Origin of the sequence: Saccharothrix sp. NRRL B-16314 (assembly GCF_000716595.1) — a bacterium.
GTDB lineage: Bacteria > Actinomycetota > Actinomycetes > Mycobacteriales > Pseudonocardiaceae > Actinosynnema.
Genome location: NZ_JNXC01000047.1, coordinates 24,673 through 47,490 on the forward strand (window position 1 = coordinate 24,673; position 22,818 = coordinate 47,490).

24 protein-coding genes and 1 pseudogene are annotated in these 22,818 nt (G+C 71.8%); 12 read left to right on the forward strand and 13 right to left on the reverse strand.

The window, feature by feature from the left end; all coding sequences use genetic code 11:
- Positions 1-65: 65 nt before the first annotated feature.
- A complete protein-coding gene (locus OQ02_RS37170; protein WP_033443379.1) occupies positions 66-557 on the forward strand; it encodes a nucleotidyltransferase domain-containing protein in 492 nt (163 codons plus the stop codon).
- A 52-nt stretch (positions 558-609) separates the two neighbouring features.
- Positions 610-1,695, forward strand: a complete 1,086-nt coding sequence (locus OQ02_RS37175; RefSeq protein ID WP_051773275.1) for a variant leucine-rich repeat-containing protein — start codon at positions 610-612, stop codon at positions 1,693-1,695.
- On the opposite strand, the gene OQ02_RS37180 is transcribed toward OQ02_RS37175, so the two are convergent.
- From OQ02_RS37180 to OQ02_RS37190, 3 genes are all read right to left on the reverse strand, one after another.
- Entirely contained in the window at positions 1,605-2,567 is a 963-nt protein-coding gene (locus OQ02_RS37180) for an ArsO family NAD(P)H-dependent flavin-containing monooxygenase (RefSeq protein ID WP_033443380.1), read from the reverse strand. The genes OQ02_RS37175 and OQ02_RS37180 overlap by 91 nt on opposite strands.
- Before the next feature lie 99 nt (positions 2,568-2,666).
- Positions 2,667-3,434, reverse strand: coding sequence for an SGNH/GDSL hydrolase family protein (locus OQ02_RS37185; protein ID WP_231500396.1), 768 nt, complete (start codon positions 3,432-3,434; stop codon positions 2,667-2,669).
- A gap of 124 nt (positions 3,435-3,558) precedes the next feature.
- Positions 3,559-4,059, reverse strand: a complete 501-nt coding sequence (locus tag OQ02_RS37190) for a winged helix-turn-helix transcriptional regulator (protein WP_156077546.1) — start codon at positions 4,057-4,059, stop codon at positions 3,559-3,561.
- An 89-nt stretch (positions 4,060-4,148) separates the two neighbouring features.
- Between OQ02_RS37190 and OQ02_RS37195 the strand changes: the two genes are divergently transcribed.
- Positions 4,149-4,574 (forward strand): nuclear transport factor 2 family protein, encoded by a 426-nt coding sequence (locus tag OQ02_RS37195; RefSeq protein ID WP_051773276.1) that lies wholly within the window; start codon positions 4,149-4,151, stop codon positions 4,572-4,574.
- 106 nt (positions 4,575-4,680) lie between these two features.
- Here OQ02_RS37195 and OQ02_RS37200 read toward each other — a convergent pair whose 3' ends face one another.
- The 4 genes from OQ02_RS37200 to OQ02_RS37215 all read right to left on the reverse strand — a co-directional run bounded on the left by OQ02_RS37200 (position 4,681) and on the right by OQ02_RS37215 (position 6,854).
- On the reverse strand, positions 4,681-5,406 hold the full coding sequence (locus OQ02_RS37200) for a hypothetical protein (protein WP_033443382.1): 726 nt from the start codon (positions 5,404-5,406) through the stop codon (positions 4,681-4,683).
- Between the two features lie 203 nt (positions 5,407-5,609).
- The gene (locus OQ02_RS37205) at positions 5,610-5,885 is read right to left on the reverse strand and encodes a hypothetical protein (RefSeq protein ID WP_156077547.1); all 276 of its coding nucleotides are present in this window, start codon (positions 5,883-5,885) and stop codon (positions 5,610-5,612) included.
- Between the two features lie 62 nt (positions 5,886-5,947).
- Positions 5,948-6,406, reverse strand: coding sequence for a PaaI family thioesterase (locus OQ02_RS37210; protein WP_231500397.1), 459 nt, complete (start codon positions 6,404-6,406; stop codon positions 5,948-5,950).
- A gap of 103 nt (positions 6,407-6,509) precedes the next feature.
- Positions 6,510-6,854 (reverse strand): VOC family protein, encoded by a 345-nt coding sequence (locus OQ02_RS37215; RefSeq protein WP_033443385.1) that lies wholly within the window; start codon positions 6,852-6,854, stop codon positions 6,510-6,512.
- A gap of 392 nt (positions 6,855-7,246) precedes the next feature.
- Between OQ02_RS37215 and OQ02_RS37220 the strand changes: the two genes are divergently transcribed.
- Positions 7,247-7,726, forward strand: a complete 480-nt coding sequence (locus OQ02_RS37220) for an SRPBCC family protein (RefSeq protein ID WP_033443386.1) — start codon at positions 7,247-7,249, stop codon at positions 7,724-7,726.
- 136 nt (positions 7,727-7,862) lie between these two features.
- On the opposite strand, the gene OQ02_RS37225 is transcribed toward OQ02_RS37220, so the two are convergent.
- The 4 genes from OQ02_RS37225 to OQ02_RS37240 form a co-directional block, all read right to left on the reverse strand.
- Positions 7,863-9,302, reverse strand: a complete 1,440-nt coding sequence (locus tag OQ02_RS37225; RefSeq protein ID WP_231500398.1) for an RICIN domain-containing protein — start codon at positions 9,300-9,302, stop codon at positions 7,863-7,865.
- Between the two features lie 128 nt (positions 9,303-9,430).
- Positions 9,431-10,741, reverse strand: coding sequence for an RICIN domain-containing protein (locus OQ02_RS42030; protein WP_063747223.1), 1,311 nt, complete (start codon positions 10,739-10,741; stop codon positions 9,431-9,433).
- A gap of 300 nt (positions 10,742-11,041) precedes the next feature.
- Positions 11,042-12,625 carry a tryptophan halogenase family protein gene (locus tag OQ02_RS37235; RefSeq protein ID WP_081916213.1) on the reverse strand — a complete coding sequence of 528 codons (1,584 nt, stop codon included), beginning with the start codon at positions 12,623-12,625 and terminating at the stop codon, positions 11,042-11,044.
- A 239-nt stretch (positions 12,626-12,864) separates the two neighbouring features.
- Positions 12,865-14,256: a cation:proton antiporter domain-containing protein gene (locus OQ02_RS37240; RefSeq protein WP_051773278.1), complete on the reverse strand. Its 1,392-nt coding sequence runs from the start codon at positions 14,254-14,256 to the stop codon at positions 12,865-12,867.
- Positions 14,257-14,400: 144 nt separating this feature from the next.
- Between OQ02_RS37240 and OQ02_RS37245 the strand changes: the two genes are divergently transcribed.
- Positions 14,401-15,573, forward strand: a complete 1,173-nt coding sequence (locus tag OQ02_RS37245; RefSeq protein WP_231500399.1) for an FAD-dependent monooxygenase — start codon at positions 14,401-14,403, stop codon at positions 15,571-15,573.
- A gap of 83 nt (positions 15,574-15,656) precedes the next feature.
- Here OQ02_RS37245 and OQ02_RS37250 read toward each other — a convergent pair whose 3' ends face one another.
- Positions 15,657-16,670 carry a methyltransferase gene (locus OQ02_RS37250; protein WP_033443388.1) on the reverse strand — a complete coding sequence of 338 codons (1,014 nt, stop codon included), beginning with the start codon at positions 16,668-16,670 and terminating at the stop codon, positions 15,657-15,659.
- Positions 16,667-17,209 (reverse strand): flavin reductase family protein, encoded by a 543-nt coding sequence (locus OQ02_RS37255; protein WP_231500400.1) that lies wholly within the window; start codon positions 17,207-17,209, stop codon positions 16,667-16,669. The genes OQ02_RS37250 and OQ02_RS37255 overlap by 4 nt, the downstream gene beginning before the upstream one ends.
- Positions 17,210-17,407: 198 nt before the next feature.
- On the opposite strand from OQ02_RS37255, the gene OQ02_RS37260 reads away from it, so the two are divergent.
- The 7 genes and pseudogenes from OQ02_RS37260 to OQ02_RS37290 all read left to right on the forward strand — a co-directional run.
- Positions 17,408-18,163 carry an SDR family NAD(P)-dependent oxidoreductase gene (locus tag OQ02_RS37260; protein WP_033443389.1) on the forward strand — a complete coding sequence of 252 codons (756 nt, stop codon included), beginning with the start codon at positions 17,408-17,410 and terminating at the stop codon, positions 18,161-18,163.
- Positions 18,160-19,377, forward strand: a complete 1,218-nt coding sequence (locus tag OQ02_RS37265; RefSeq protein WP_156077548.1) for a pyridoxal phosphate-dependent aminotransferase — start codon at positions 18,160-18,162, stop codon at positions 19,375-19,377. Before OQ02_RS37260 ends, OQ02_RS37265 begins: the two co-directional genes overlap by 4 nt.
- The gene (locus OQ02_RS37270; protein WP_033443407.1) at positions 19,374-20,075 is read left to right on the forward strand and encodes a tryptophan 2,3-dioxygenase family protein; all 702 of its coding nucleotides are present in this window, start codon (positions 19,374-19,376) and stop codon (positions 20,073-20,075) included. Before OQ02_RS37265 ends, OQ02_RS37270 begins: the two co-directional genes overlap by 4 nt.
- Positions 20,076-20,082: 7 nt before the next feature.
- Positions 20,083-21,003: an SDR family NAD(P)-dependent oxidoreductase gene (locus tag OQ02_RS37275; protein ID WP_051773280.1), complete on the forward strand. Its 921-nt coding sequence runs from the start codon at positions 20,083-20,085 to the stop codon at positions 21,001-21,003.
- Between the two features lie 24 nt (positions 21,004-21,027).
- A complete protein-coding gene (locus OQ02_RS37280) occupies positions 21,028-22,086 on the forward strand; it encodes a flavin-containing monooxygenase (RefSeq protein ID WP_033443391.1) in 1,059 nt (352 codons plus the stop codon).
- Between the two features lie 77 nt (positions 22,087-22,163).
- Positions 22,164-22,625, forward strand: a complete 462-nt coding sequence (locus OQ02_RS37285; RefSeq protein WP_156077549.1) for a hypothetical protein — start codon at positions 22,164-22,166, stop codon at positions 22,623-22,625.
- Positions 22,626-22,638: 13 nt separating this feature from the next.
- A pseudogene (locus OQ02_RS37290) lies at positions 22,639-22,818 on the forward strand (DUF222 domain-containing protein); the annotation flags it as partial.

Here is a 22,818-nt window from a genome sequence, read left to right on the forward strand (position 1 = left end):
AAAAGACCGTGCGCGGCACGACGACACCTCGTAGCCTTCCCGTTCCGGGCGAAGGGACGACTGTTGTGACCGGCGATGACGTGCTGGAGATCCTGAACGTGCTGCGGAAGGCCGGCTGCGACGTCTGGATCGGTGGTGGCTGGGGCATCGACGCCCTGCTGGGGAGGCGGACCCGCCCGCACCGGGACCTGGACCTCATGCACCGCCACGAACAGGAACCGGCCGTCGTCGCGGCGCTCGGCGAAGCAGGCTTCGCCGAATCCCTCGACTGGCGACCCGTGCGTTTCGTCGTCACGGACGCGGGAGGGCGCGAGATCGACCTGCACCCCCTGGTCTTCGCTCCCGACGGGAGTGCCACCCAGGAGTCGCTGGAACCAGGACTCCCTTACGCCTACCCGGCAGCGTGCTTCGTCACCGGCACGATCCGGCACACGACCGTTCCGTGCCTGTCCGCCGCACAGCAGGTTCACTTCCACCAGGGCTACGAGCCCACCGACCGGGATCGCCACGACATGGCCCGGCTTCGCGAAGCGTTCGGCATCGCCACGCACTTCTGATCCGACCGCCCCGCACCTTCCCCAGGGGCCCAACCGACTATCGGAGTGCTGAGTGGACGAGCATGTCCGAGCCGTCCTGCGCGGCCTGGCGGCGAACCCGGCTTTGCCCGGCCACCTGCACGCGCGCCTGCCCGCCCCGCCGGCGGCACTGCCGCACGACGACACCGACTGCCACGACCAGCCGGACGTCAGGCAGGCAGCTGATTCGACCACACCGGTGGACGAGGTGATCGCCCTGATGGAACACGGCCACGCGCTGGTCCGGTGGGTGATCGCCGGTCGGCCGGACCTGCCTCGGGTGGTGCAGGAGCGGCTGGCGGCCGATCCGATCCCCGGTGTCCGTGCGGACCTGGCCGCGAACCCCGCCGTGGTGGCCGAGTCGATCCTGCGCGAACTGGCCGACGACGAGTCCGCGGACGTGCGGCGCAGCGTGGCGCACAACCCGTCCGTCCCGCTGGACCTGCTCACGCGCCTGGCCGAGTCGATCCGGATCGGGCCGACCCTGCTGCCCCGCGTCATGGGTGCGACCGACGGGGAACTGCGCCTTCTCGCGGCGTCACCTTCCGCACGGTTCCGCATGCTGGTCGCCCAGCGCACCGCGCTGCCCGCGGACGTCTTCGAACTGCTCGTGGAGGACGACGACATCCGCGTCGCCAAAGGGATCGCGCAGCACCCCGCCTTGTCGGCCGACCGGCTGCGGGCACTCGCCTCGCGGCACGGGCCGAGCCTGTTCCGCAGGATCGCGACGAATCCCCACTGCTCCCCCGAGCTGCTGCACCACATGGCGCGCAACGCCACCGCGCGCCGGACGTACCGCGCGATCGCCGAACACCCGAACACCCGCGCGGAGACCCTGTTGCTCTGCCTCGAAGACGACGACGCGCGACGCTCGGCCGCCGAGCACCCGAACCTGCCGACCGACGTCCTGGTCGGACTCCTGCAAGACCCGAGCCTGGCCGAACCCGCAGCCGCCAACCCGTCACTCCCCGTCGAGGTGATGGAGGGGTTGATCGCCGCCCACGCCGGAGAACAACCGCCGGCGTCCCGTCACGTACGGACGAGCTCCGCGACCGCGGCACGGGCGGTGGGGCCGACGCCGATCAGCGTGGCCGAGGCGGGACCGGTCCAGTCGCCGTAGCCGAGCAGGTGCAGGCCTTGTCCGGCGCTGACGTGGCCGTTGCGGTCGCGCAGGTTCAGGGGTGAGAGGTGGCCGAGGGCGGGGCGGAAACCCGTGCACCAGATGACCGTGTCGGCTTCGGCCACCAGCCGGCGGTCCATCGGTCGGGCTTCGAGCAGGCCCCGGTCACGGGCGTCGCGCACGGGTGGGACGGCGACGATGTCGCCCAGCGCGCCGACGCCGCCGGGCCGGTTGGTGGCGATGTCGAACAGGGCCTTGCCGTCGATCTCGTCGGGCAGGTAGCGGGGCGGGCGGCGGGTGATCCAGGTCAGGTCGACGTGCCCGACCAGGTCTGCGGCGATCTGGGCGCCGGAGTTGCCGCCGCCGACCACGACGACCCGTTGCCCGGCCAGTTCCCGCGGGTCGCGGTAGTGGACGGTGTGCAGTTGGCGGCCGGGCAGACCACGGGCGGCGGCGGGGATGAACGGCCGCCACCAGGTGCCGGTGGCGCTGATCACGGCGTCGGCGAACCGGCCGTCCACGTCGTAGCCGCCGGCGACGCGCCGCACCGAGCGGACGCGGACCGAGCGCTCGACCGGCAGCTCGTACCGCTTCTCGTAGGCGGCCAGGTAGTCCACGACGTGGTCGGCGGTCGGGTAACCCTCGTGCGGGAAGCGGGGCATCGGCCACCCCGGCAGCGAGCTGTGCCGGGCCGGGGAGAACAGGCGCAGCGAGTCCCAGCCGCGCAGCCACGCGCCGCCCGGTTCGGGTTGGGCGTCCAGGATGGTGAAGTCCACCCCGGCGCGACGGAGGTAGTAGCCCGCGGCGAGCCCCGCTTGGCCGCCGCCGATGACGATGACGTTCAGTGCCGTTCCACCTTTCCGCCTCGACATCGCGCAGCGGGCCGGGCCGAGTCCTCGACCCGGTAGGTGACCGTAGACGCGTGACGACGCGCACAAGGCACGGACCCGGGCCGGCGACGGGCGGCGGGTTCAGACGCGCGGGTTGGCCTCGACCGCAACCCAGTCGGCGTGCTTGCCGGTCACGTCGTCTCCGGACGAGATGCCGCGAATCCGGCGATGCACCCAGGGCACGACGTGTTCCCGGTAGTACCGGGTCTCGACGCGCAGGCTGCGGCGGGCGGCCGGACCCGGGTCGACGGCGTGCGCCTCGGTGATGTGCCCGAGGGCCTTCAGGACGAGGGACGCGACCCGCTGGTGGCCGGCGGCGTTGAGGTGCAGCCGGTCGGGCGACCAGTACTCGGCCCGACGGACCTCGACGTCGTTGAACGCGTCAACGAACAGCACGTCGTGCCGGGCGGCCAGCCGGTCGATCGCCGCGGTGAGCACTTCGCCGCGGCGGTGGATCGTGCGGCCGAAGGGCAGCCGCTGCGACGGGTCGGCCCCGCTGAGCAGCACCAACCGCACCCCGGCCGACGCACAACGCCGCACCGCCCGTTCGGTCAGGTCGACCAGCCGGTCCAGGTCGACCCCGGGCCGCATCATGTCGTTGCCGCCGCCGTTGAGGGTGAGCAGCGTCGGCGCCGGCGACAGGGCCAGCGCCGCGTCCAGCTGGGTGGTGGCGATGGGTTCGAGCAGGCGGCCCCGGACGGCCAGGTTCGCGTAGTGGACCGCTTCCCCGAGGGCGACGGCGAGCCCCGCCGCCACCAGGTCGGCCCACCCCCTGGGCGAGCCGTCGGGACGTTCGTCGCCGACCCCTTCGGTGAAGCTGTCGCCGATGGCCACGTATCGCACTGCCACTGCCTCCCCCAGCCGGAACGTCACACCCAGCATATGAGGCGTTCGCGGAGACCTCGGCGGACGTGACCCAGCACACCTGCCGGTGTGGGGACCTGCCGGCGGGTGCGGGGTGCCGTGCTCCGGTTCAGCTCGCGTTGCCGGTGAGCATTTCCGCGATCACCGCCGTGCCCGGCGCGGCCTTGCCGCCGGGACCGGGTTTCACCTCCACGTCGTCGACCGCGAGTTCGCCGCCGCAGTGGTCGCACGTCACCACCGGCGTGGTCGGCGAGCCGCACGTGGTGTGCACCAGGCGAAGGGGCGCGCCCTCGTCCGCCAAGTGGGTGTCGCCCCAGGCGAGCAGGCTGAGGACGATCCCGTAGAGCTGCTCCCCCGGCCCCGTGAGCCGGTACTGGTAGCGCACGGGGTTGTGCTGGTACGGCGTGCGCGAGACCAGACCGCCCGCCACCAACCGCTCGAGGCGGTCGGTCAGGACGTTCGTGGCCACCCCGAGGTCGCGGTGGAGTTCGTCGAAGCGGGTCAGACCCAGGAACAGGTCGCGGAGCACCAGCAGGGTCCACGGGTCGCCGACGAGGCCCGCCGTGCGCGCCACGGAGCACGCCATGGCCGTGAAGCGGTCTCTGTTCACGGTTCCGACCGTAGTGCCTTGCGACGGACAAGTCACCGCACTAGCGTGCCAGTGACTTGTTTTTCGCAAGTCACTACGGGGAGGACTCCATGTACCACGCGATCGTGCGCGCGAAGGTCCGCTCGCTCTGGACCCGCATCTCCGACGGCGACTACCGGGCGGCCGTCTCGCTCGCCACGCCCGACGTCCACTTCCGGTTCGTCGGCGACGCGCCGCCCGCCGCGGAGTTCACCGGGCGGGAGGCGTTCGACCAGTGGTTCCGCGACCTGCTGGACCTGCTCCCCGGCATCCGCCTCACACCCGAGGACATCGTGGTGCGCGGCTGGCCGTGGGACACCACCGTGGTGACCCGGTTCCGCGTCGAGGCGGAACTCGCCGACGGTTCGCCGTACCGCAACGAAGGCGTCCAGTGGGTCCGACTGCGCTGGGGCCGCATGGTGGACGACTACGTGCTGGAGGACACCGCGCGGCTCGCCGAGGCCGTGCACCGCCAGGAACGCGCCTTGTCGTCCTGAGCCGGCAGCGAGGTGGTCGTCCGGAACCGCCGAGGTCGGCGTGGTCGCACATACGCCGACCTGACGGCCCGGACTCACATCGGCGCCGGACTCATCGGCGCCGGACTCACTTCAGGTGCCGGGCGAAGAACCGGTTACCGGCGTCCCCCTCGAACTCCGGGACGCCGGTGTGCCCACCCATGTTGGCGTGCAGCGTCTTCTCCTTGGAGCCGAAGGCGTCGAACAGGTCCAGGGCCTGCTGCCGGTCGTTCCCCTCGTCGTCCCACTGCAGCAGGACCTGGAGCGGGACGGTGACCTGACGGGCCTCCTCGACGATGGCGCGGGGCACGAAGCTCCCGGCGAACAGCAGCGCTGCCGAGATGCGCGGCTCGACCACCGCCAGCCGGACACCGATGGAGATCACCCCGCCCGAGTACCCGACCGGGCCGCCGATGTCGGGCAGCTCGAGGAGGGCGTCCAGGGCGGCCCGCCATTCCGGGACCGCCTGGTCGACCAGCGGGAGGACGAGCCGGTCGACGATCCCGTCGTCGACCGGCTCGCCGGCCTCCAGCGCCCGGCGCAGGTCGGCGCGGGCGTCCTCGGCCGCGGCGGAACGGGGCCGATCGCCGCTCCAGGGGAGCTCGATGGTGGCCGCGGCGAAGCCCGCCGCCGCGGAGTGCCGGGCTCGGGCGGCCAGCCGGGGGTACATCCCGGGCAGTCCGCCGGGGTGGCCGATCAGGATCAGCGGTGCGGGTGCGGCTGCGGGCGTCCACAGGAAGCCGGGGATCCCGCCGAGGGTGAACCCGCGTTCGAGGACGCCGTCGTCGAAACGCTGTTCGGAGGTGAAGCGCATGGTCGTGCCTTTCGGGAGTGCTCGTGAACGGCGCTCCCGGACGACCTACCGCCCGACCGTGACCCCGAAGGGGAGCACCCACGTCGACACGTTCACGGGTACCACCTCCTCGGTCTCTCGCACGGCCCCCGCGAAGCTAGCAGTGGTCCCGTGGTCCGCCAACACCTTTTCGCAGAGCCGCGGCCCGATCGAGGTGCCGGGTCTCAGCGCGCTTCGGCGATCTCCGGCGGCACGGCGCAGTCCAGTGCGACAGTGCTCATGCGCTCGGTGATCAGGCGATCGTCCTGCACCGGAACCGTCCACTCGGGGTTCCGACCGGCCGCCAGGTCGTCGGCGTACCGGGCCCGCGCGTCCACGAGGGTGCGCCAGTCGGCGAGCCAAGCGGCGGTGGGGCGGTCGTCCTCGGTCGTGTCCCGCCTACACCATGAAGCCAGCACGTAGAGCACTACGAGGCCCAGCGCGATCAGAACCGGTTTCATCCGACCCTCTGCGGTTGTCCTGGCAGGCCGGTGGGCGAAGCCGACGCACGCCGCTGCGGAGTTCAGCCCGCCGCGGGACGCGGGCGCCAGCGCTTCCACACGGCCGTCGCTTCCGCGCGGGGCTTGCCGTCCCAGATGAGGGAGACGTCCACGGTCATCTGCGCTTCGGCGGCCTCGCGCACCACAGCCCGTAGCTCGACCGGTTCGGTCAGTGGCGAAGGGCGCAGGTAGTGCACGTCCAGACCGGCCGTCACGTAGGGAAGCGCGGCGCCGGGCAGGGGCGGCCAGTTGCGCTGCTCCGCCTCCAACACCACGGCCGCCGCGCTGTGGCAGTCCATGACGGTGCAGATGATGCCGCCGTTGAGGAAGCCCAGACCGTTGTCGTGCTCGGGCCACGGGGTGAACTCCGCGGTGACCGCGCCGTCACCGGGGTAGCTGCGCAGGCGCAGGCCCTTGGGGTTGCCGTGCCCGCAGCCGAAGCACGGCAGGTCGGGGTAGAGGCGTTCCTGGATGCTCGTCACGGCGTCCACAGTAGAGGGATGCGGACCGCGACCGTCAGGGCCAGGCCACCTCGCGCGCCCGGTCGGCGGGAGGCACCGGCCGGGCGCGCGAGGACGTCCGGCCTCAGGCCTTCCACTGGATGATCTGGAGGTAGTTCCCGTCGGGGTCGGCGAACGTGCCGAACTTGCCCTTCTCCCGGTCCTCGACCGAGATCCACTCCACGCCGGCCGCGTTCAGCCGGGCCTCCACCGCGTCGAAGTCGTCGACGTGGAAGTTGATGATCACGCGGCCCGGTTCGCCGTTCTTCGCGTCGACGTCCTCGCGCCCGTCGATGGCGAGCAGGAAGCCGCCGAGGTCGATCGCGCCGTCACCGGTGAACCCCGGCGCCAGCACCTTGACGTACCAGGCCCGCAGCTCGGCCGGACGGGTCGTGCCGAGCAGCATGCTCCCGGGCTTCAGCGTCGTCATGTCGGATCTCCTCGGTTGGGCGCACCGGTCGCGGCGCGGGCGGTTGCAACCAGATGATTGCACGTCGGCCGAGCATGATGCAACCCAGTAGTTGCGACACGTCGCAGTTGCTCCCATGGGGTGAATTTCAGCCACGTCGGATTTCGGGATGCGGAATCCGATCCCGGTACCGGAACGATCAATGCGCAATCCACTGCTGGGCCGTTTGCCGGGTCGCCGCATCGTCTGGGCGGGCGCAATGCCGATGGCAATCGGCAACTGACCGGCCACCGTTCCCCCGAACAGCCGGGATCGGCTTCCTCGGGACGCCGACCGCGCGATGGCGCAATCCCCCGGTGATACCGCCGCCGGGACCAGTGGGCCGCCCGCAAGATCAACGATAGGATGCGTCCATGGTGGAAGCACGGGCCCAACTGGTCATGGCATGCTCTCCGGATGAATTCCTCGAATTCGCGCTCGACGTCGAACGATACGCGCAAGTGGACGACAAGCTCGGACCGTTCGCCTGGGTCCGCCACGAGGAGGATCGCGTCGAATTCGAGTTCCACCCCGTCATGCCCGGAATTCCGGCGCCGTCGCCGAAGATGGTGCCGAAGATGATCGCCCAGGGCGTTCTCACGCCGGGCAAGCGAGTCGACGTCGGACTGGCACCGCTGCCGAAGAGCAAGTTCTGGCACCGGCTGATGAAGTTCAACGCGACTTTCGAGTGCGAACCCGTCGAGAACGGGACCCTGGTGACCAGGACGATGACGGTGGAACTCGTCCCGGCGGTGCGCTGGCTGCTCGAGCCCGTCCTGCGCCGCAACCTGCCGAAGAACATCGAGGCCGAGATCGAGAAGGCCAAGACCTACATCGAGCAGCACCGGAAATGACCGGTACCCGACCGCGGTGACGGTCCGGTCGACCCCGGCCCCGTCGAAGTGGACGAACGGCCCCCACTCCCCCGGCACCGAGCACTGTTGACTCGGCACCGGGGGCGTGAGGGCCGTACTCACACCGGGACGACCGCTAGACCGCTGTGCGCGACCACTGCTGGTTGGCGCCGGTGTTGCAGGTGTACTGCTTGAGCACCACGCCGTCCGCGGTCGACGCGGCCGGCACGTCGACGCACTTGCCGCTGTGCCTTGCCCGCAGCTGGAAGTAGCTGCCGTTGGCGACCATCTGGAACTGCTGGTTGGTGCCGCTGCCGCAGGTGTACTGGACGAGTTCCGCGCCGTCGGCGGTCGAAGCGCTCACCACGTCGAGGCACTTCCCGCTGTGGCGGCTGACGATGCGCCAGTAACCGCTGCCGGCGTCCTCGAACTGCCACTGCTGCCACGCGTTGCCGCCGTACGCGTACTGGCCGACGCGCGCACCGTTGTCGGTGTTCGGCTGCTGGACGTCCATGGCCTTGCCGCTGTGGCGCACGTCGATCCGGTAGGACGTCGGCGGCGGTGTCGTCGAGCCGTCGCCCCAGCCGTACTTGATCCGCTCGGCGCCGGACGTGTTGCGGATGGTCAGGTTGAGGTCGGTGCCGCTGCCGCTCAGCGAGTACATCGAGTACCAGTCGTAGCCGATGGTCCCGGGCTTGCCGCCGAGGGCGGGCCAGTAGGTGCCGCCCATCCTGTTGTCGCGCATGACCTGGGCCATGGCCCGGATGTGGCGGACGAAGTTGTCCGTGCTGTTCGCGTCGCCGTAGTTGAGACCGGTCGACATCGGCGCGCCGAACTCGGTCGCGACCGCGCGGGACGCGCAGTTGCCCAGCCGCGTCTGGATGTGGCTCCGGAACGCGTCGTAGGTCATCGAACCGTAGAAGAACGCGTAGTGGTGGAAGGACAGCAGCGTCGAGTTGAAGCGGCTGTCGTTGCAGACGTCCCGCAGGTCCTGGCTGAAGCCGGTGCCGCCGATGAGCACCCGGCCGGGCACCGCCGACGTGTGGTAGGCGAGCCAGTTCGCCGCGACGTTGCGCCAGTCGGCCGAGGAGTAGCCGTGCGGCTCGTTCATCGGCTCGAAGTAGACGTTGCCGTTCGAGCCGTACGTGTTGGTCACGCTGGACCACATCGTGTTCCACGCGGCGAGGTTCGTGATCCTCCCGCCGGAGGCCGCGCCGTCCTCCCAGTAGGCGAGGATGACCTTGAACCCCCGGTCGGTGGCCGCGTCGATGGCGCCGCGGTACGCGTTCCACCAGGTCGTGTTGGCCACCGTGTGGGTGTTGACCGGCAACCTGACGGTGTTGACCCCCATCGTGGTGGACATGTCGTCGTAGAGGGCGTTGGCCTTGGCCCGCACGGTCGCGTAGCTGTCGGACTGGCTCAGGCCCTGCACCACGAGCGTGCCGGTGCTGAAGTTGTCACCCAGCACGGCCCAGTTCATGCCGCGGAACTGGTTGGTGGCGGCGTCGGCCGGCGGTGCGGGGACGACGACGCCCGCCGCCGCGGCGAACGCGGTCACCGCGAGGGCGGTCAGCAACCGGCGTAACGACCGGGTGGTCCGCGACGGTCCTGATGAGTGCCCGTCAGACGCCCTGATCGATGTCATGGGATGTCCAATCACTAGATCCGGATTCCTGGGTCGAACCCCCGACTCGCCGGTCGGGCTCAGGCCTGGGCGCGGCTCCACTGCTGGTTGGCGCCGCTGCCGCAGGTGTACTGCCGGATGTCGGCCCCGTCGCCGGTGCCGGAGTCGACGACGTCGAGGCACTTGCCGCTGTGCCGTGCGACGATCCGGAAGTAGCTTCCGGTGGCCTGCCACTGCCACTGCTGGTTGGTGCCGCTGCCGCAGGTGTACTGGATGATGTTGGCTCCATCGGCGGTGGAACCGCTCGCCACGTCCAGGCACTTGCCGCTGTGCCGGTTGACGATGCGGGAGTAGCCGCCGCCGGCGTCCTGGAACACCCACTGCTGGTTGCCGCCGCCGTTCCAGGTCCACTGCTTGACCTCGGCGTTGTCCGCCGTGGAGGCCGACACGACGTCCATCACCTTGCCGCTGTTGCGGTTGGTCACGCGGTAGGCGGGCACCGAGCCGGGCACGTCGGCCACCGGCAGGATCGTGCCGTGGCGGCAACCGGGGCACGTGATCTGGCTCAGGCCCGACCAGGAGTCCAGGTTCGCGCTGGTGGCCGTCCAGATGCCGCCGTTGGTGTACTTGTCGATCCAGATGCGCCAGGAGCCGTCGCCCATCAGCAACACGGCCGGTCCCTCGTAGCCCGAGCTCCACAACTGACCCCGGTTGCCCCACCCCGCGGTGAGGCTCGTGCTGGTCCAGTGCTCGATGTACTTGGAGGTCTCGTTCTTCGTGAAGGCGTGGTAGGTGCTGCCCGACTTCACCACGTAGGTGTCGATGTGGTTGGAGCCGAGGCCGGCCATCTGCGTCGGCCCGCTCCACGAGGTCAGCGCGCTGTTCTGGGCGGTGAAGACGTAGGGGCGGAAGCAGTTGGAGCACGTCGTCCGGGAAATGCTCACGATGATCCGGACGGTGCCGTTCTCGACGTAGAACTCGGGCGCCCACGTGAACCGCGTGTCGGCGACGCCGGAGCCGACGCTGGTGACGTGCGTCCAGTTGACCAGGTCGGGGCTGGAGGCGATGGTGAAGTGCGTCGAGTTCGTCGTCCACGACTGGACGGTGTGGGCGATGTAGTAGAGCCCGTTGTGCTGGATGACGCTCGGGTCGCGCAGCACGCCGGACGGGCCGCGGTAGTCGGTGTCGGCCAGCACGCTGAAGTTCGTGCCGTTGGCCGACGAGTAGACCCACAGCTCCTGGTCGGCGGCGGCGTCTCCCTTGAAGGTGGTGTAGACGTAGCCGGGTGCGGCTTGGGCGGGTGAGGTGCCGGCCACCGCGACGCCGGCGGCGGTGAGCGCCACGATGCCGAGACGGGCCAGCCGGCGTCTCACCTTCGGCTTCCTGTTCACGGGTGGTCTCCTAGCGGGTGCGGTGCCGGCGAAGGTCGGCCTGGGACGACGTGACCGCCGCGCAGGCGGCGGCCGGCCCGGGAAGCAGCGCAGTGGCCCTGTTCGTGGAGGGCACTGTCCGTCGGGTGTGACGGGCGCCACCAATCAGTGTGAACGCTAACAGTAGGTGGCCCGCTCGCTCAAGAGCGCAGCGGCACGTCTTGCCGGCAAAGGAAAACGACCCTCCGGAGGCCCCCGGAGGGTCGTTCTCGTCGGTGCACCGTCCCCGCACGCCGCGATCCACTTCGGTGGGCGGTGCGATCAGGCGGGCACCCGGTCTCCGTTCAGGATCGCGAGGTACTCCGCCTGGCCGGGCAACGTGGCCGCCAGGTCGGCCGCCTGCGCCCGGACCTTCGCGAACTCGCGGATCGCCGCGTCCGGCGGCAGCAGGTCGAGGGCCGAGCGGTGCCCGCGGGGCAGGTGCCCGCCGAGACCGAGCAGCATCACGTTGTAGGAGTACGACTCGAAGCCGTGGTAGTGCGGGTAGACGGACGCCGCGTCGGGCAGCATGCTCGACCACAGGTCCAGTCGCTCGGCGAGCCCGTCCGGCAGCGGCCGTTCCTTCGTCGCCTGCCAGTACCGGTTGTCGGCCCGCGCGGCGCACCGGTAGTGCAGGACGAGGAAGTCGCGGACGCCGTCCAGGCATCGCGCCACCGCCCGGTTGTAGCCGTCGACGGCGGCCCGGTCCCAGCTGTGGTCCGGGAAGTGGCGCACCAGCTGTTCGATGCCGTGCTGGATGAAGAAGATTCCGGTGGACTCCAGCGGTTCCACGAATCCGCTCGCCAGTCCGATCGCCACGCAGTTCTTGACCCAGGACCGGCGGTTGCGGCCGATGCGCATGCGGATGTGGTTGGCCTCCGCACCCTCCGCGGCGGGGCCGACGTGCTCCCGCAGCGTCCGCTCCGCTTCCTCCGGCGAGCAGTGCTCCTCGGAGTACACGTAACCGGTGCCGTTGCGGTGGTACAGCGGAATGGTCCAGATCCAGCCCGCGGGTGCCGCAGTGGCCGTGGTGCACGGCCGCATGCCGTCCCGCGCCGGGTTCGACGGCACGCGCAGCGCCACGGCGCGGTCGTTGGGCAGGTGGTCCTGGTAGGACTCGAAGGTCTCGCCCAGCGCCTTGTTGATCAGCAAGCCGCGGAACCCGGTGCAGTCGATGAACAGCTCGCCGCCGACCCGGCCGTGCTCGGCGGTGACCAGACCGGTGATGAAGCCGCGCTGGTCCTGCTCGACGTCGACGACGTGGTCCAGAACGCGGCGCACCCCGCGCGAGGTGCCGTACCCCGCGAGGAACTCGGCCAGTTGGGCGGCGTCGAAGTGGTACGCGTAGGGGAACTGGGTGGCGGCCTGCTGCTCCACGATGGTCCGCCGGGTGCGGTCGCCGCCGTCGCGCAGCACCGACTCGAACAACTCGCCGTCGAGGAACTTCGGCGCCCGCTTGGCTTCCACGAGGGCGGGGAGGACCATGCACTCGGTGTCGAAGCGCCCGGTCCCCATCTTCAGCCACCACTCGGTGAGCGGGAAGCCGTCGACGATCCGGGGTCGTTCGAAGGGGTGGTAGAACACGTCGCCCGGCGCCCGCCAGCCCTCGAACCGGATGGCGAGCTTGTAGCTGGCGTTGCACGCGGGCATCCACTCGGCTTCGGTGAGGCCGAGGTAGTCGAAGAAGTGCCGCACGGTGCTGAAGGTCGCCTCCCCCACGCCGATGGTGGCTACCTTCGGCGATTCCACCACGGTGACCGATACCCGGTCGCCGAAAGCGGCGGTGAGGTAGGTCGCGGTCATCCACCCCGCCGTCCCACCGCCGAACACCACGACCTCGCGCACGGGAGCCCGCTCAGACTGCATAGGGATCTTCCTCCTCAGGACCGAGTGCGGTGGCGATCGCGGTGGTCACCGCGGGCCGGGTTCTGGTGGCCGGATCGGTGGGGTCGGACGGCGGGTCCGGTCGCGTGCGGCTCGCCGGGACCTGCCGGAGGTGGCTCGCTCGTGACCGCAGCGGGGTGGCTCGCCGGGAACCGCTGCGGGGTGATTCGTCGGGAATCCGCTGCGGGCAGCTCCCTCAGCGCCGTCCGGTCCTGCACCGATCACTGTGAGAGTCCCCTGTCTCCCTGTGTCGGGCGCACTTCGGGTGGGCGGGCCTTGGGGGGTACCCGGTCGGGCAGGTCGGCGGCGCCTCCCGTCCACGCCGCCGAGAGCAGCGGTCCGGTCAGGGCGGTCGTCACGAGCGCCATCCCCACCAGCGCGATGAACAGCGCATCGGTGAGCAGCCCCGCCGACCGCCCGATCTCCAGCACGACGAGCTCGGTGAGCCCCCGGCAGTTCATCATCGCGGCCAGTGCGAACGAGTCCCGTCGCGGCAGTCGGAGCAGCGCGCCGACGGTGACCGTCGCACCCACCTTCGTGATCACGGCGAGTGCCACCGCACCGGCCAGCACCAACCACAGCAGTGGCGCGCCCGCCGCGGCCGGGCTCATCGCCAACCCGACGGAGGCGAAGAACACCGGCAGCAGCAACGTCCGCACCAGCCACTCCAAGCCGCCCAGGATCTCCGCGACCACGCGGACCGGCGGCGCGGCCAGCCCGGCGGCCAACGCGCCGATCGCCGCGTGCAGGCCCAGCGCGTGCGCCGCCCAGGCACTCAGGAACGCAACGGCCAGCAGTGCCACCGCCAGCGGCGCACGCGCGTGTTCACCGCGTCCGGCCAGCCTGCTCAGCGCCGGGCGCACCACTGCGCGCAGCACCACGGCACCCACGACAGCCGGACCCACGACACCCAGGAAGTCCGCGCCGCCGAGCGCGACCGCCAGCAAGCACCAAGCGGTCGCGTCGCAGACGGCCGCGGCGGACGTGCCGAGCACACCCAACGGCGTCCGCAGCAGACCCCTCTCCTGCAACACCCTCGCGAGCACCGGCACCGCGGTGATCCCCATCGCGATGCCGCAGAACAACCCGAACGACAACGGGTCCACTCCCGCCGGGCGGAACGCGGTGGGCAGCAGCGGTGCCAGCGCCGCGCCGGCGGCCAGCGGCACGGCCAGCGCCGCGTGCCCGACCACCAGCCCGGCGCGTCCCGTCCCGCGCAGCCCGGCGCGGGACAGCTCGGCGCCGACCAGGAACAGGAACAGCACCATGCCCACCTGCGCGAGCGCCGCGATCGCGGCCTCGGTACCCGGACCGAACAGCCAGGCGTGCGGTCCGGGCGCCAGCGCACCGAGCGCGACGGGGCCGAGCGCGATGCCCGCCGTCAGCTGGCCGACCACCTCCGGCTGGCGCAGCCGGACCGCCGCGCACCCGCCGAGGTGGGTCACCACGACGATCGCGGCGAGCGCGAGGATGTGCCGGTGCGCCCCGTCGTGGCCCGACAGGTGCACCGGGTTCCCGCTCCCCGTCGGCGCGAGGACCGCCAGCAGGACCGCGGCCGGAATACCCACCACGACCAGGTACGCGACCACCTGCCGCAGCGGGCCGACCCGCATCACGGGGCACCTCCGGGCTGCCCGTTCAGGCACGCAGGTGACCGGGCCGGCGTGGTTAGCATCGCAGCGACCGTGACTTCGCCCATCGTCTGTCCTTTCTGGAGCTCCAGTCGGATGGACCCGGTGGAACAGGTGGTGTTCGACGTGGCAGAGCACAAAGCCGTGGTGATCGGTGGCGGTATCGGCGGTCTGGCGACCGCGTGCGGCCTGGTGGGGGCCGGGTGGGACGTGACCGTCTACGAACGCGCCCCCGCGCCGCGTGAGGTCGGCGCGGGCCTGTCGGTCGCACCCAACGCCGTGCGGGCGCTGGACTGGTTGGGGCTCGCCGAACCGCTGCGCGCCGCCGCCCAGCCGCAGGGGATCGGGGTCAAGTCGCGCGCGGGCCGTTGGATGGTGCGGTTGCGCGAAGCCGATCTGGTCGGCCGTTACGGCGCGCCCATGTACGCCATGCACCGGGGCGACCTGCACCGCATGCTCCTCGACGCCGTCGGCGCGGACCGGGTGTGCACCGGCCACAGCGCCGTCGCGGTCGACACCGCCGAGGACGGTGCCGTCGTGCACTTCGAGACCGGCAGTGGACCGCGTGAGGTGCGAGCCGACCTGGTCGTGGCCGCCGACGGCGTGCACAGCCGCGTCCGCGCGGGCCTGTTCCCCGCGCACACCGGCGCGACCTACGCCGGTTACGTCTGCTGGCGCGGCATCGCCCCGGCGGGCGTGGTCGTGCCCGATTCCGATCCCATGTGGACGGACACCTGGGGTCGGGGCGGCCGGTTCGGTGCGGCGCCGCTGGCCGACGGGAAGGTGTTCTGGTACGCCAGCGCGGGCGGGCCGGAGGGTTCGATGACCGAGGTGACCCTCGCCGACATCGCCGCGCGGTTCGGCGCGTGGCACGCGCCCATCGCCGACCTGCTCGCCGCATCGGACCCGGCGGCGTTGCTGCGCAACGACATCTACTACGTCGGCGATCCCCTGCCGACCTTCACCCGCGGCCGGGTCGCGCTCCTCGGTGACGCCGCGCACGCGGTCACCCCGGACATCGGCCAGGGCGCCTGTCTCGCGGTCGAGGACGCCGTCGTCCTGGCCCAGTGCGTGAGCGCCCATGACGACGTGGCGGACGCACTGCGGGCCTACGACGCCGCGCGCAGGCCGCGGACCCAGCGACTGGCCGCCGTGTCCGGCAGGTCGGCCCGGGTGCAGCAGGTCGCCCACCCCGTCGCCGCGGCGCTGCGCGACCTGGCCGTGCGCCTGACCCCGACGAAGGTGTACCTGGAGGCAGGCGCGGAAGCCCTGGGCTGGCGGCCGGAGCCCGCGGTCTGAGGGCCGCTCCCGGTCGGTTCGCCCCGGGAGCGGCGGGCTCGGTTGTGGAGGGCCCAGCAGCGTCGGGCTCGGCTGCTGCGGGCTCACGCCGCGCGTGCCACCAGCACGTCGAAGGGACCGATCGGGACGCGGGTCTGCTGCCGCAGCCCGGCGGCGGCGAACAGGGTGAGGTAGTCGTCCGCGGTCCGTTCGCGGCCACCGGTGTTCACCAGCATGTTGAGGTCGCTCATCACGATGCCCGCGGCCTCGGGCGCGGCGAGGTCGGGCAGCACGGGTTCGACGACGACCACGACACCGTCCGCCGCCATGGCCGCGCGGCAGGCGGTGAGCAGGCGCACCGCGGCGTCGTCGTCCCAGTCGTGCAGGACGCTTTTGAGCAGGTAGGCGTCGGCTCCTTGCGGCAGTTCGGCGAAGAAGTCGCCCGCGTGCACCCGCGCCCGGTCGGTCACGCCCGCCGCCGCGAACACCCGGTCCGACCCCGCCACGCCCGCCGGCAGGTCCACGAGGACGCCGCGGGAGTCCGGGCAGGCGGCGAGCACCTGCGCCAGCAGGGTTCCGTTCCCGCCGCCGACGTCGACCACGGTGCCGAAACGGGTGAAGTCCACCGCCCCGACGACCCCCGGCGCGACGGCCAGGGTGAACTGCTCCATCGCGGTGTTGAAGACCTCGGCCTCCTCCGGGTGCTCGGCCAGGTGGGCGAAGTGCGACGTGCCGACCACCTTGTCCCACGCCGGTTGCCCGGTGCGCACCGAGTGCTCCAGCTCGCCCCAGCTGCGCCAGGCCTCCGGTCCGCTCACCACCAGCGCCATGCCGTGCAGCGAACCCGGCACGCTGGAACGCAACGCGTCGCACAGGGGGCCGGGTGCGAAGGTGCCGGGTTCGGTCTCCACCAGCACACCCAGGCAGGCCAAGGCGCGCAGCAGCCTGCGCAAGGCGCCCGGATGGGTTCCGGTTGCGTCGGCGAGCCCGGCGACGCCGGTGGTGCCGGACGCCACCAGGTCGGGCAGTCGCAGCCTGGCCGCGACGTGCACCACCTGCGCGGTCGCCAAACCGAAGAGCATCGGCATCAGATCGGGACCTGTCCGGGTGCGGCTCATGGCCTCGTCCTCTCTATCCGCTGGTCGGGAACAGTGGCCTGGGCCCACGACCGGTACTGCCGGCCGCCGTACAGCAACGGGGTGGCCGGGTCGGCGTGCACCCGGCGCACCGAGCCGAAGACCACGACGTGGTCGCCCGCCGACCGGCTGTCCCAGACCGCGCACTCGGCGACCGCGTGCGCGTGGCGGGACAGCCACGGAAGCCCGTCCTCGGGACTGGGCGCCCACTCCACCTCGGCGAAGCGGTCGGCGACCGGGGACGCGAAGACCTCGGCCGCGCCGCGCCCGCGGTGGTGGAGCAGGTTGACGGCGAACGCGCCGGTGCGGCGCAGCGCGGCGAGGGTGCCGCTGCGCGCGTGCAGGCACACCAGCAACAACGGCGGCTCCAGGCTCACCGAGGCGAGCGAAGTGCAGGTGACGCCGCGCGGTGTTCCGCCCGCCTCCCGCGCCGTCACCACCGCCACCCCGCTGGGGAACAGGCTCATCAGGCTGCGGAAGGCGTCCGGGCTCGCCGTCTCCCGCGGTTCCGGCCGGGCCACGCGCACCACCCCCACTCACGCGCGCACGGCAGGTGCCGTGCGGCTCAACCGAGCATCGCGCGGGCCATCGGCCGGAGCCCTGCCCCGGAGAGGTGGCCAGTCGGGTACCCCGCCGAGGGGGCCGTCCGCCGCTCACGTCCGCTTAGCGTCGGGGCCGACATCAGCAGCCGAGACGAAGCCGAGCCTGCGGGAGTGGCGATGGGCCTACACGGCAAAGCAGTGGTGGTGACCGGCGCGGGCACCGGGATCGGAGCCGCGACCGCGCTGGCCGTCGCGGCCCGCGGCGCCGCCGTGGCGCTGGTCGGGCGACGGCGGGACGTCCTGGAGGACGTCGCCGCGGCTGCGAAGGACCGCGGCGCGCCCAGGGTCGTGGTGATCCCCGCCGACCTCACCGACGACGCCGACGTCACGCGGGTGGCGGCGACCGCCCTGGCCGAGCTGGACGGGGTGGACGGACTGGTGAACAACGCGGGCACCGGCCGGTTCGCGCCGCTGCGCGACGCCGACTTCGCCGACCTGCGCCACATGTTCGACCTGCACGTCACCGCGCCCGCGCGGTTGATCCGCGAGTTCCTGCCGAGCCTGACGCGGCGGCGCGGCTCGGTGGTCAACGTGACGTCGGTGGCGGGTTCGCTGGCCGCGCCGAACCGCTCCTTCTACGGCGCCACCAAGGCCGCCGCCAACCACCTCACCCGCTCGCTGGCCCGTGAGCTGGCGCCGGACGTGCGGGTCAACGCCATCGTCCCCGGCCCGGTGGACACCCCGATCTACGACGGGCTCCCGCTGTCGGCCGACGACCTGGCCGAGTTCCGCTCGGCCCTCACCGCGGCCACGCCGATGGGCCGCTTCGGCGACCCGGCCGAGGTCGCACCGTGGATTTGCGCCCTGCTGGACGACTCGGCGTCCTGGCTGACCGGGGTGCTGCTGCCGGTGGACGGGGGGCGGTGCGCGTGACCGGCTCGACCCGCACCCGACCCCGCGCGGCCATGATCCCGCCGTCCGCCGTGCACGCGATCTACCGATCGGTGAACGCCTGGCAGGCCAGGACCGGCCGTGAAGCCGCTCGCCTCGACGTCGGCGAACCGGCGTTCGCCCCGCCGCCGGAAGCGGTCGAGGCCCTCGTGGACGCGGTCCGCTCCGGCCGCACGGGCTACACCAGCGCCGAGGGCTTGACCGAGCTGCGCGTGGCGTTGGCCGCCAAGCTCGCGGGGCAGGGCCACGACACCGGCCCGGACCGCGTGCTCGTGTGCACGGGAGCGGCGCAGGGCCTGACGTCCCTGCTCATGTCGCTGGCCGATCCCGGTGACGAGATCCTGCTGCCCGCCCTGCACTGGCCGATCCACCTCCAGCAGAGCATGCTCGCCGGACTGCGCCCGGTCTGCTACCCGCTCGACGGGCACGGCCTGCCCGACCCTGCGGTGCTGCGCACGCTCGGGGGTCCGCGGGCACGGGTGCTGCTCCTCAACTCCCCCGCCAACCCGTCCGGCGCGGTGTACGACCGCGAGCTGATCGCCGCGCTGCTGGAAGTGGCCCGGGAACGGGACTGGCAGGTCGTCAGCGACGAGGCGTACGAGCACTTCGCCTACGACGTTCCGCACACCTGCGTCGCCGAGCTGGAGGCCGACCTCCCGCCCGGGGACCGGCGGGTGTCCACTGTGTACAGCTTCTCGAAGTCCTACGCGATGACCGGATACCGGTTGGGCTACATCGCGCTGCCGGACGACGAACGGGCCACGACGTTCCGCGTCGTGCAGGAGGCCGCGATCCTCAGTTCGCCGACGCCGGTGCAGTACGCGGGCCTCGCCGCGTTGGCCACGGACGCGGCGCAGGCCAACCGCGCCCGCGTCGCGTCGTCCCGGCAGGCGCTGGCGCCGCTGGTCGACGCCGGGCTGCTGAACCGCCTGCCGGCAGGCGGCTGGTTCGCCATGCTCGACCTCGCGGGCGTGGGCGGTGGCGACGCCGAGCGGTTCGCGGCGGCGCTGCTGGAGGAGGAGGCGGTCGCCCTGGCACCGGCACGGGGGTTCGCGCTGCACCCCGGGCCGGACGGCGGTTTGGAGGCCGACCCCGGCACGGCGAGCAGGCTGCGACTGGCTTTCTGCGGTGATCCGGCCGTCGTCGGCGCCGCCGCAACCCGCGTGGCCGAGTTCGCCAAGAGGTGGCGGTCGTGAACGGCGTGACCTACTCCGGGTACCTCCGCCTGCCCGAACTGCTCGCCGCGATCCGGCCCCTGTCCTCACCGCGCGACCGGCGGGTGCACAGCGCCGAGCACTTCTTCATCGTCGCCCACCAGGCTTCCGAGCTGTGGCTGCGCCACGTCCTGGTCGACCTCGACCTCGCCGTGCACGCCGTCGACGACGGCCGGCCGGAGACGGGCACCGCGGTCACGGCACGCGCGGCCGGGGTGCTGCGCCTGCTCGCCGACCACGTCGGACTGCTGCGGGCGCTGTCACCCCGGGACTTCGCCGACTTCCGGGGCCTGCTCGGCCAGGCCAGTGGCGCGCACTCGGGCCAGTTCCGGGCGGTGCGCCGGGTCCTGGGCCTGGAGGACGGCGACGGACCGCTCTGGACGGCGCTCGTCACGGCCGTTCGCGGAAGTGGCCGCACCGTGGCGGACCTCTACGCGACCGCCGACGACGGCGATCCGCTGTTCCGCCTCGCCGAGTCGCTGATCGAGCTGAGCCAGGCTTACTGGACCTGGCAGATGGTCCACGTCGAAGTGGTGCGCCGCAGCATCGGCACGGCACGGGGAACCGGGCGCACCAGCGGCGCGGAGTACCTGGCGGGCAGGCTCGGCGCCCCGTTCCCCGAGCTGTGGGAAGCGCGCACGCGCCTGCACGAGAGCTCGACGGTCCCCCTCCCGCGTTAGGAGCGCCATGTCACCCCGCACCGGCCCGGTCCTCATCACCGGGTGTTCCTCCGGCATCGGTCGCATCACCGCCGAGCACCTGCTGGCCCGGGGCCACGTGGTGTGCGCGACGGCCCGCGACCCGCGATCGCTGACCGCCCTGGCGCGGGCCGGCGCCGAGACCGCACGCCTCGACGTGACCGACGCGGACATGGCGCGGGACGTGGTCGCCGACCTGGAACGGCGCCACGGCCGCATCGGCGCGCTGGTGAACAACGCCGGGTACGGCGAGTACGGGCCGGTGGAGACCGTGTCCCTCGATCGCGCCCGGCAGCAGTTCGAGACGAACGTGCTCGGCCTGGCCCGGATGTGCCAGCTCGTGCTGCCCGGGATGCGGCGCGCGGGTGGCGGTCGCATCGTCAACATGTCCTCGATCGGCGGGCGGATGACGTTCCCCGGCGGCGGCTTCTACAACGCGTCCAAGTACGCCGTGGAGGCCGTCTCCGACGCGCTGCGCTTCGAGACCGCGCCGTTCGGGGTGTCGGTGAGCGTGGTCGAGCCGAACCTCATCCGGAACACCCGCTTCGAAGATCACGTGAGCGAGTCGTTGACGAGCAACACCGCGGTCGACGGCCCCTACGCGGGTCTGCTCGCGGCGATCCGCGACCAGATGCACCGCTGCTTCGACAACGACAGGATGAGCACGCCGCCGCAGGCCGTCGCCCGAACGGTCGAGCGGGCGCTCACCGATCGTTCACCCCGGGCCCGCTATGTCGTCTCGATCGGCGGCAAGCTCATTCTCGCCAGTGGGCGGATTTTCCCGTCCAAGTCGATGGACAACATCCTGCGGCGGCAGTTCGGCCTCGCCACGGACGGTTCCTACACCGGAAAGCACGCAGCCAGGCGACCGGATGACAAGGGCGATAGCATCGAAGTTATCAACCAATAACTTGGATGTCGGAATGGGCGGCCCATGATCGACAGAACAGATGTCCTGATCATCGGCGGCGGGCAGGCCGGGCTGGCCGTCGGCCAGTTCCTGCGGCGGGCGGGCGTCGCGCCGCGCATCGTCGACGCCAACCCCGAGGTGGGCTGGACGTGGCGACGGCGGTGGGACTCCCTGCGGCTGTTCACCGAGGCCAAGCGCAACGACCTACCCGGGATGCGCTTCCCCGGCCGGCGCAGCGCGGTGCCGGGCAAGGACCAGACGGCCGACTACCTCGTGGCGTACGCGCGGCGGTTCGGGTTGGACGTCGAGTGCGACACCGCGGTCGAGCGGCTGACCGCGGAGACCGGTGGACCGGCGCGTTACCTGGCCGTCGCCGGCGGTAGGGAGCTCTGGGCCGACCACGTCGTCGTCGCGACCGGCCCCACCGGCAACCCGCGCGTGCCCGGCATCGCCGACCTGGTCGATCCCGGCGTCTTCCAGGTGCACGCCGCCGAGTACCGCAACCCGGCGCAACTGCCGGACGGCCCGGCGCTGGTGGTGGGCGCGGGCAACTCCGGCGCCGAGATCGCCGTCGAGTTGGCCGCCACCCGCCCGGTGTGGCTCGCGGGCCGCGACGTGGGCACCCTGCCGGTCCGGCTCGGCGGACTGCCGTACCGGCTGCTCGACAGGTTCCTCACCTCCGACACGCCGCCGGGCCGGTCGATGGCGCGCAAGAACTCGGGCAAGGGCACTCCCCTCGTGCGGCTCTCCCCTGAAGACGTCACCGCCGCCGGTGTGCGCAGGCTGCCCCGGGTGGACGACATCGCGGACGGGATGCCGGTGGCGGCAGGCACCCGACTGGAGCCCGCGGCCATCATCTGGGCCACGGGCTACACCCAGGACTACTCCTGGATCAAGCTCCCGGTGCTGGGCGACAGCGGAGATCCCACACACCACCGCGGGGTGGTGTCCGGCGAGCCGGGGCTGTACGTGATCGGACTGCCGTTCCTGCACTCCTTCGCGTCCTCGTTGCTCATGGGGATGAATCGGGACGCCCGGCACATCGCCCGCGTGGTCCTGGGCCGACTGGCGCGCAGCCGGTGACCGGTGCCTTGCTTACTCGGTCGTTATACCTGGTCGAGTGATGATCCGGGAATGCCTGTTCGAATACCGTTGGGGCCATGGATGTTTCGCCTGTGCCGCTGCTGACCGAGGACGACGTGTTCGCCGCCGTCGCCGCGGTCGAGGCGTCCGCGCGGGCGTTGCACCGGCGGCGGTTGGAGTTGCTGTCACAGGTGTTGCGGTGCGGGTACGACCTGGACGCGTACCGGCGGTTGGTGCGGGCGAACCCTGCGGAGGTGAAGCAGTGGATCGCACAGGTGGAGTTGTACCTGCCGTCCACCGCGCCCACCGGGCAACCGTTGCCGCCCTTGCATCCTGTCGTCGGTGCCGCGTTGGCGGAAGGCGAGCTGTCGGATGGTCACCTGCGGGAGTTGACGCGGACAATCACCACGTTGAAGCTGCCCGACTGGTCGCAGGAGACGTTGGTCGAGGCGGCGCGGTCGGTGGAGCCGAAGGTGATCCGTCAGCTCGCCGACCGCATCCGCGACCGGATCGAAGGACCGGGCGCACCGGTTCGGTGAGGCGTTCGCCGACGTGATCACGCTGGCGTCGCGGTCGGGGGATCTGCCGTCGGAGGCCGGGGAACGGCCGCACATCAGCGTCACCCTGGACTTCGAGACGTTGCGGCGGGGTGTGGGGCACGCGGTGCTCGACGGTGACCGCTATCTGAGTGCGGCGCAGGCGCGGCGGATCGCGTGTGACGCCAAGGTGATC

What these genes read in the sequence shown, in the direction of transcription:
- OQ02_RS37180 (WP_033443380.1), bottom strand. Translation starts at nt 2,567, where the DNA reads ATGTCGAGGCGGAAAGGTGGAACGGCACTGAACGTCATCGTCATCGGC.
- OQ02_RS37195 (WP_051773276.1), top strand. Translation starts at nt 4,149, where the DNA reads ATGTACCACGCGATCGTGCGCGCGAAGGTCCGCTCGCTCTGGACCCGC.
- OQ02_RS37200 (WP_033443382.1), bottom strand. Translation starts at nt 5,406, where the DNA reads ATGCGCTTCACCTCCGAACAGCGTTTCGACGACGGCGTCCTCGAACGC.
- OQ02_RS37205 (WP_156077547.1), bottom strand. Translation starts at nt 5,885, where the DNA reads ATGAAACCGGTTCTGATCGCGCTGGGCCTCGTAGTGCTCTACGTGCTG.
- OQ02_RS37215 (WP_033443385.1), bottom strand. Translation starts at nt 6,854, where the DNA reads ATGACGACGCTGAAGCCCGGGAGCATGCTGCTCGGCACGACCCGTCCG.
- OQ02_RS37220 (WP_033443386.1), top strand. Translation starts at nt 7,247, where the DNA reads ATGGTGGAAGCACGGGCCCAACTGGTCATGGCATGCTCTCCGGATGAA.
- OQ02_RS37235 (WP_081916213.1), bottom strand. Translation starts at nt 12,625, where the DNA reads ATGCAGTCTGAGCGGGCTCCCGTGCGCGAGGTCGTGGTGTTCGGCGGT.
- OQ02_RS37240 (WP_051773278.1), bottom strand. Translation starts at nt 14,256, where the DNA reads ATGCGGGTCGGCCCGCTGCGGCAGGTGGTCGCGTACCTGGTCGTGGTG.
- OQ02_RS37250 (WP_033443388.1), bottom strand. Translation starts at nt 16,670, where the DNA reads ATGAGCCGCACCCGGACAGGTCCCGATCTGATGCCGATGCTCTTCGGT.
- OQ02_RS37260 (WP_033443389.1), top strand. Translation starts at nt 17,408, where the DNA reads ATGGGCCTACACGGCAAAGCAGTGGTGGTGACCGGCGCGGGCACCGGG.
- OQ02_RS37275 (WP_051773280.1), top strand. Translation starts at nt 20,083, where the DNA reads ATGTCACCCCGCACCGGCCCGGTCCTCATCACCGGGTGTTCCTCCGGC.
- OQ02_RS37280 (WP_033443391.1), top strand. Translation starts at nt 21,028, where the DNA reads ATGATCGACAGAACAGATGTCCTGATCATCGGCGGCGGGCAGGCCGGG.
- OQ02_RS37285 (WP_156077549.1), top strand. Translation starts at nt 22,164, where the DNA reads ATGGATGTTTCGCCTGTGCCGCTGCTGACCGAGGACGACGTGTTCGCC.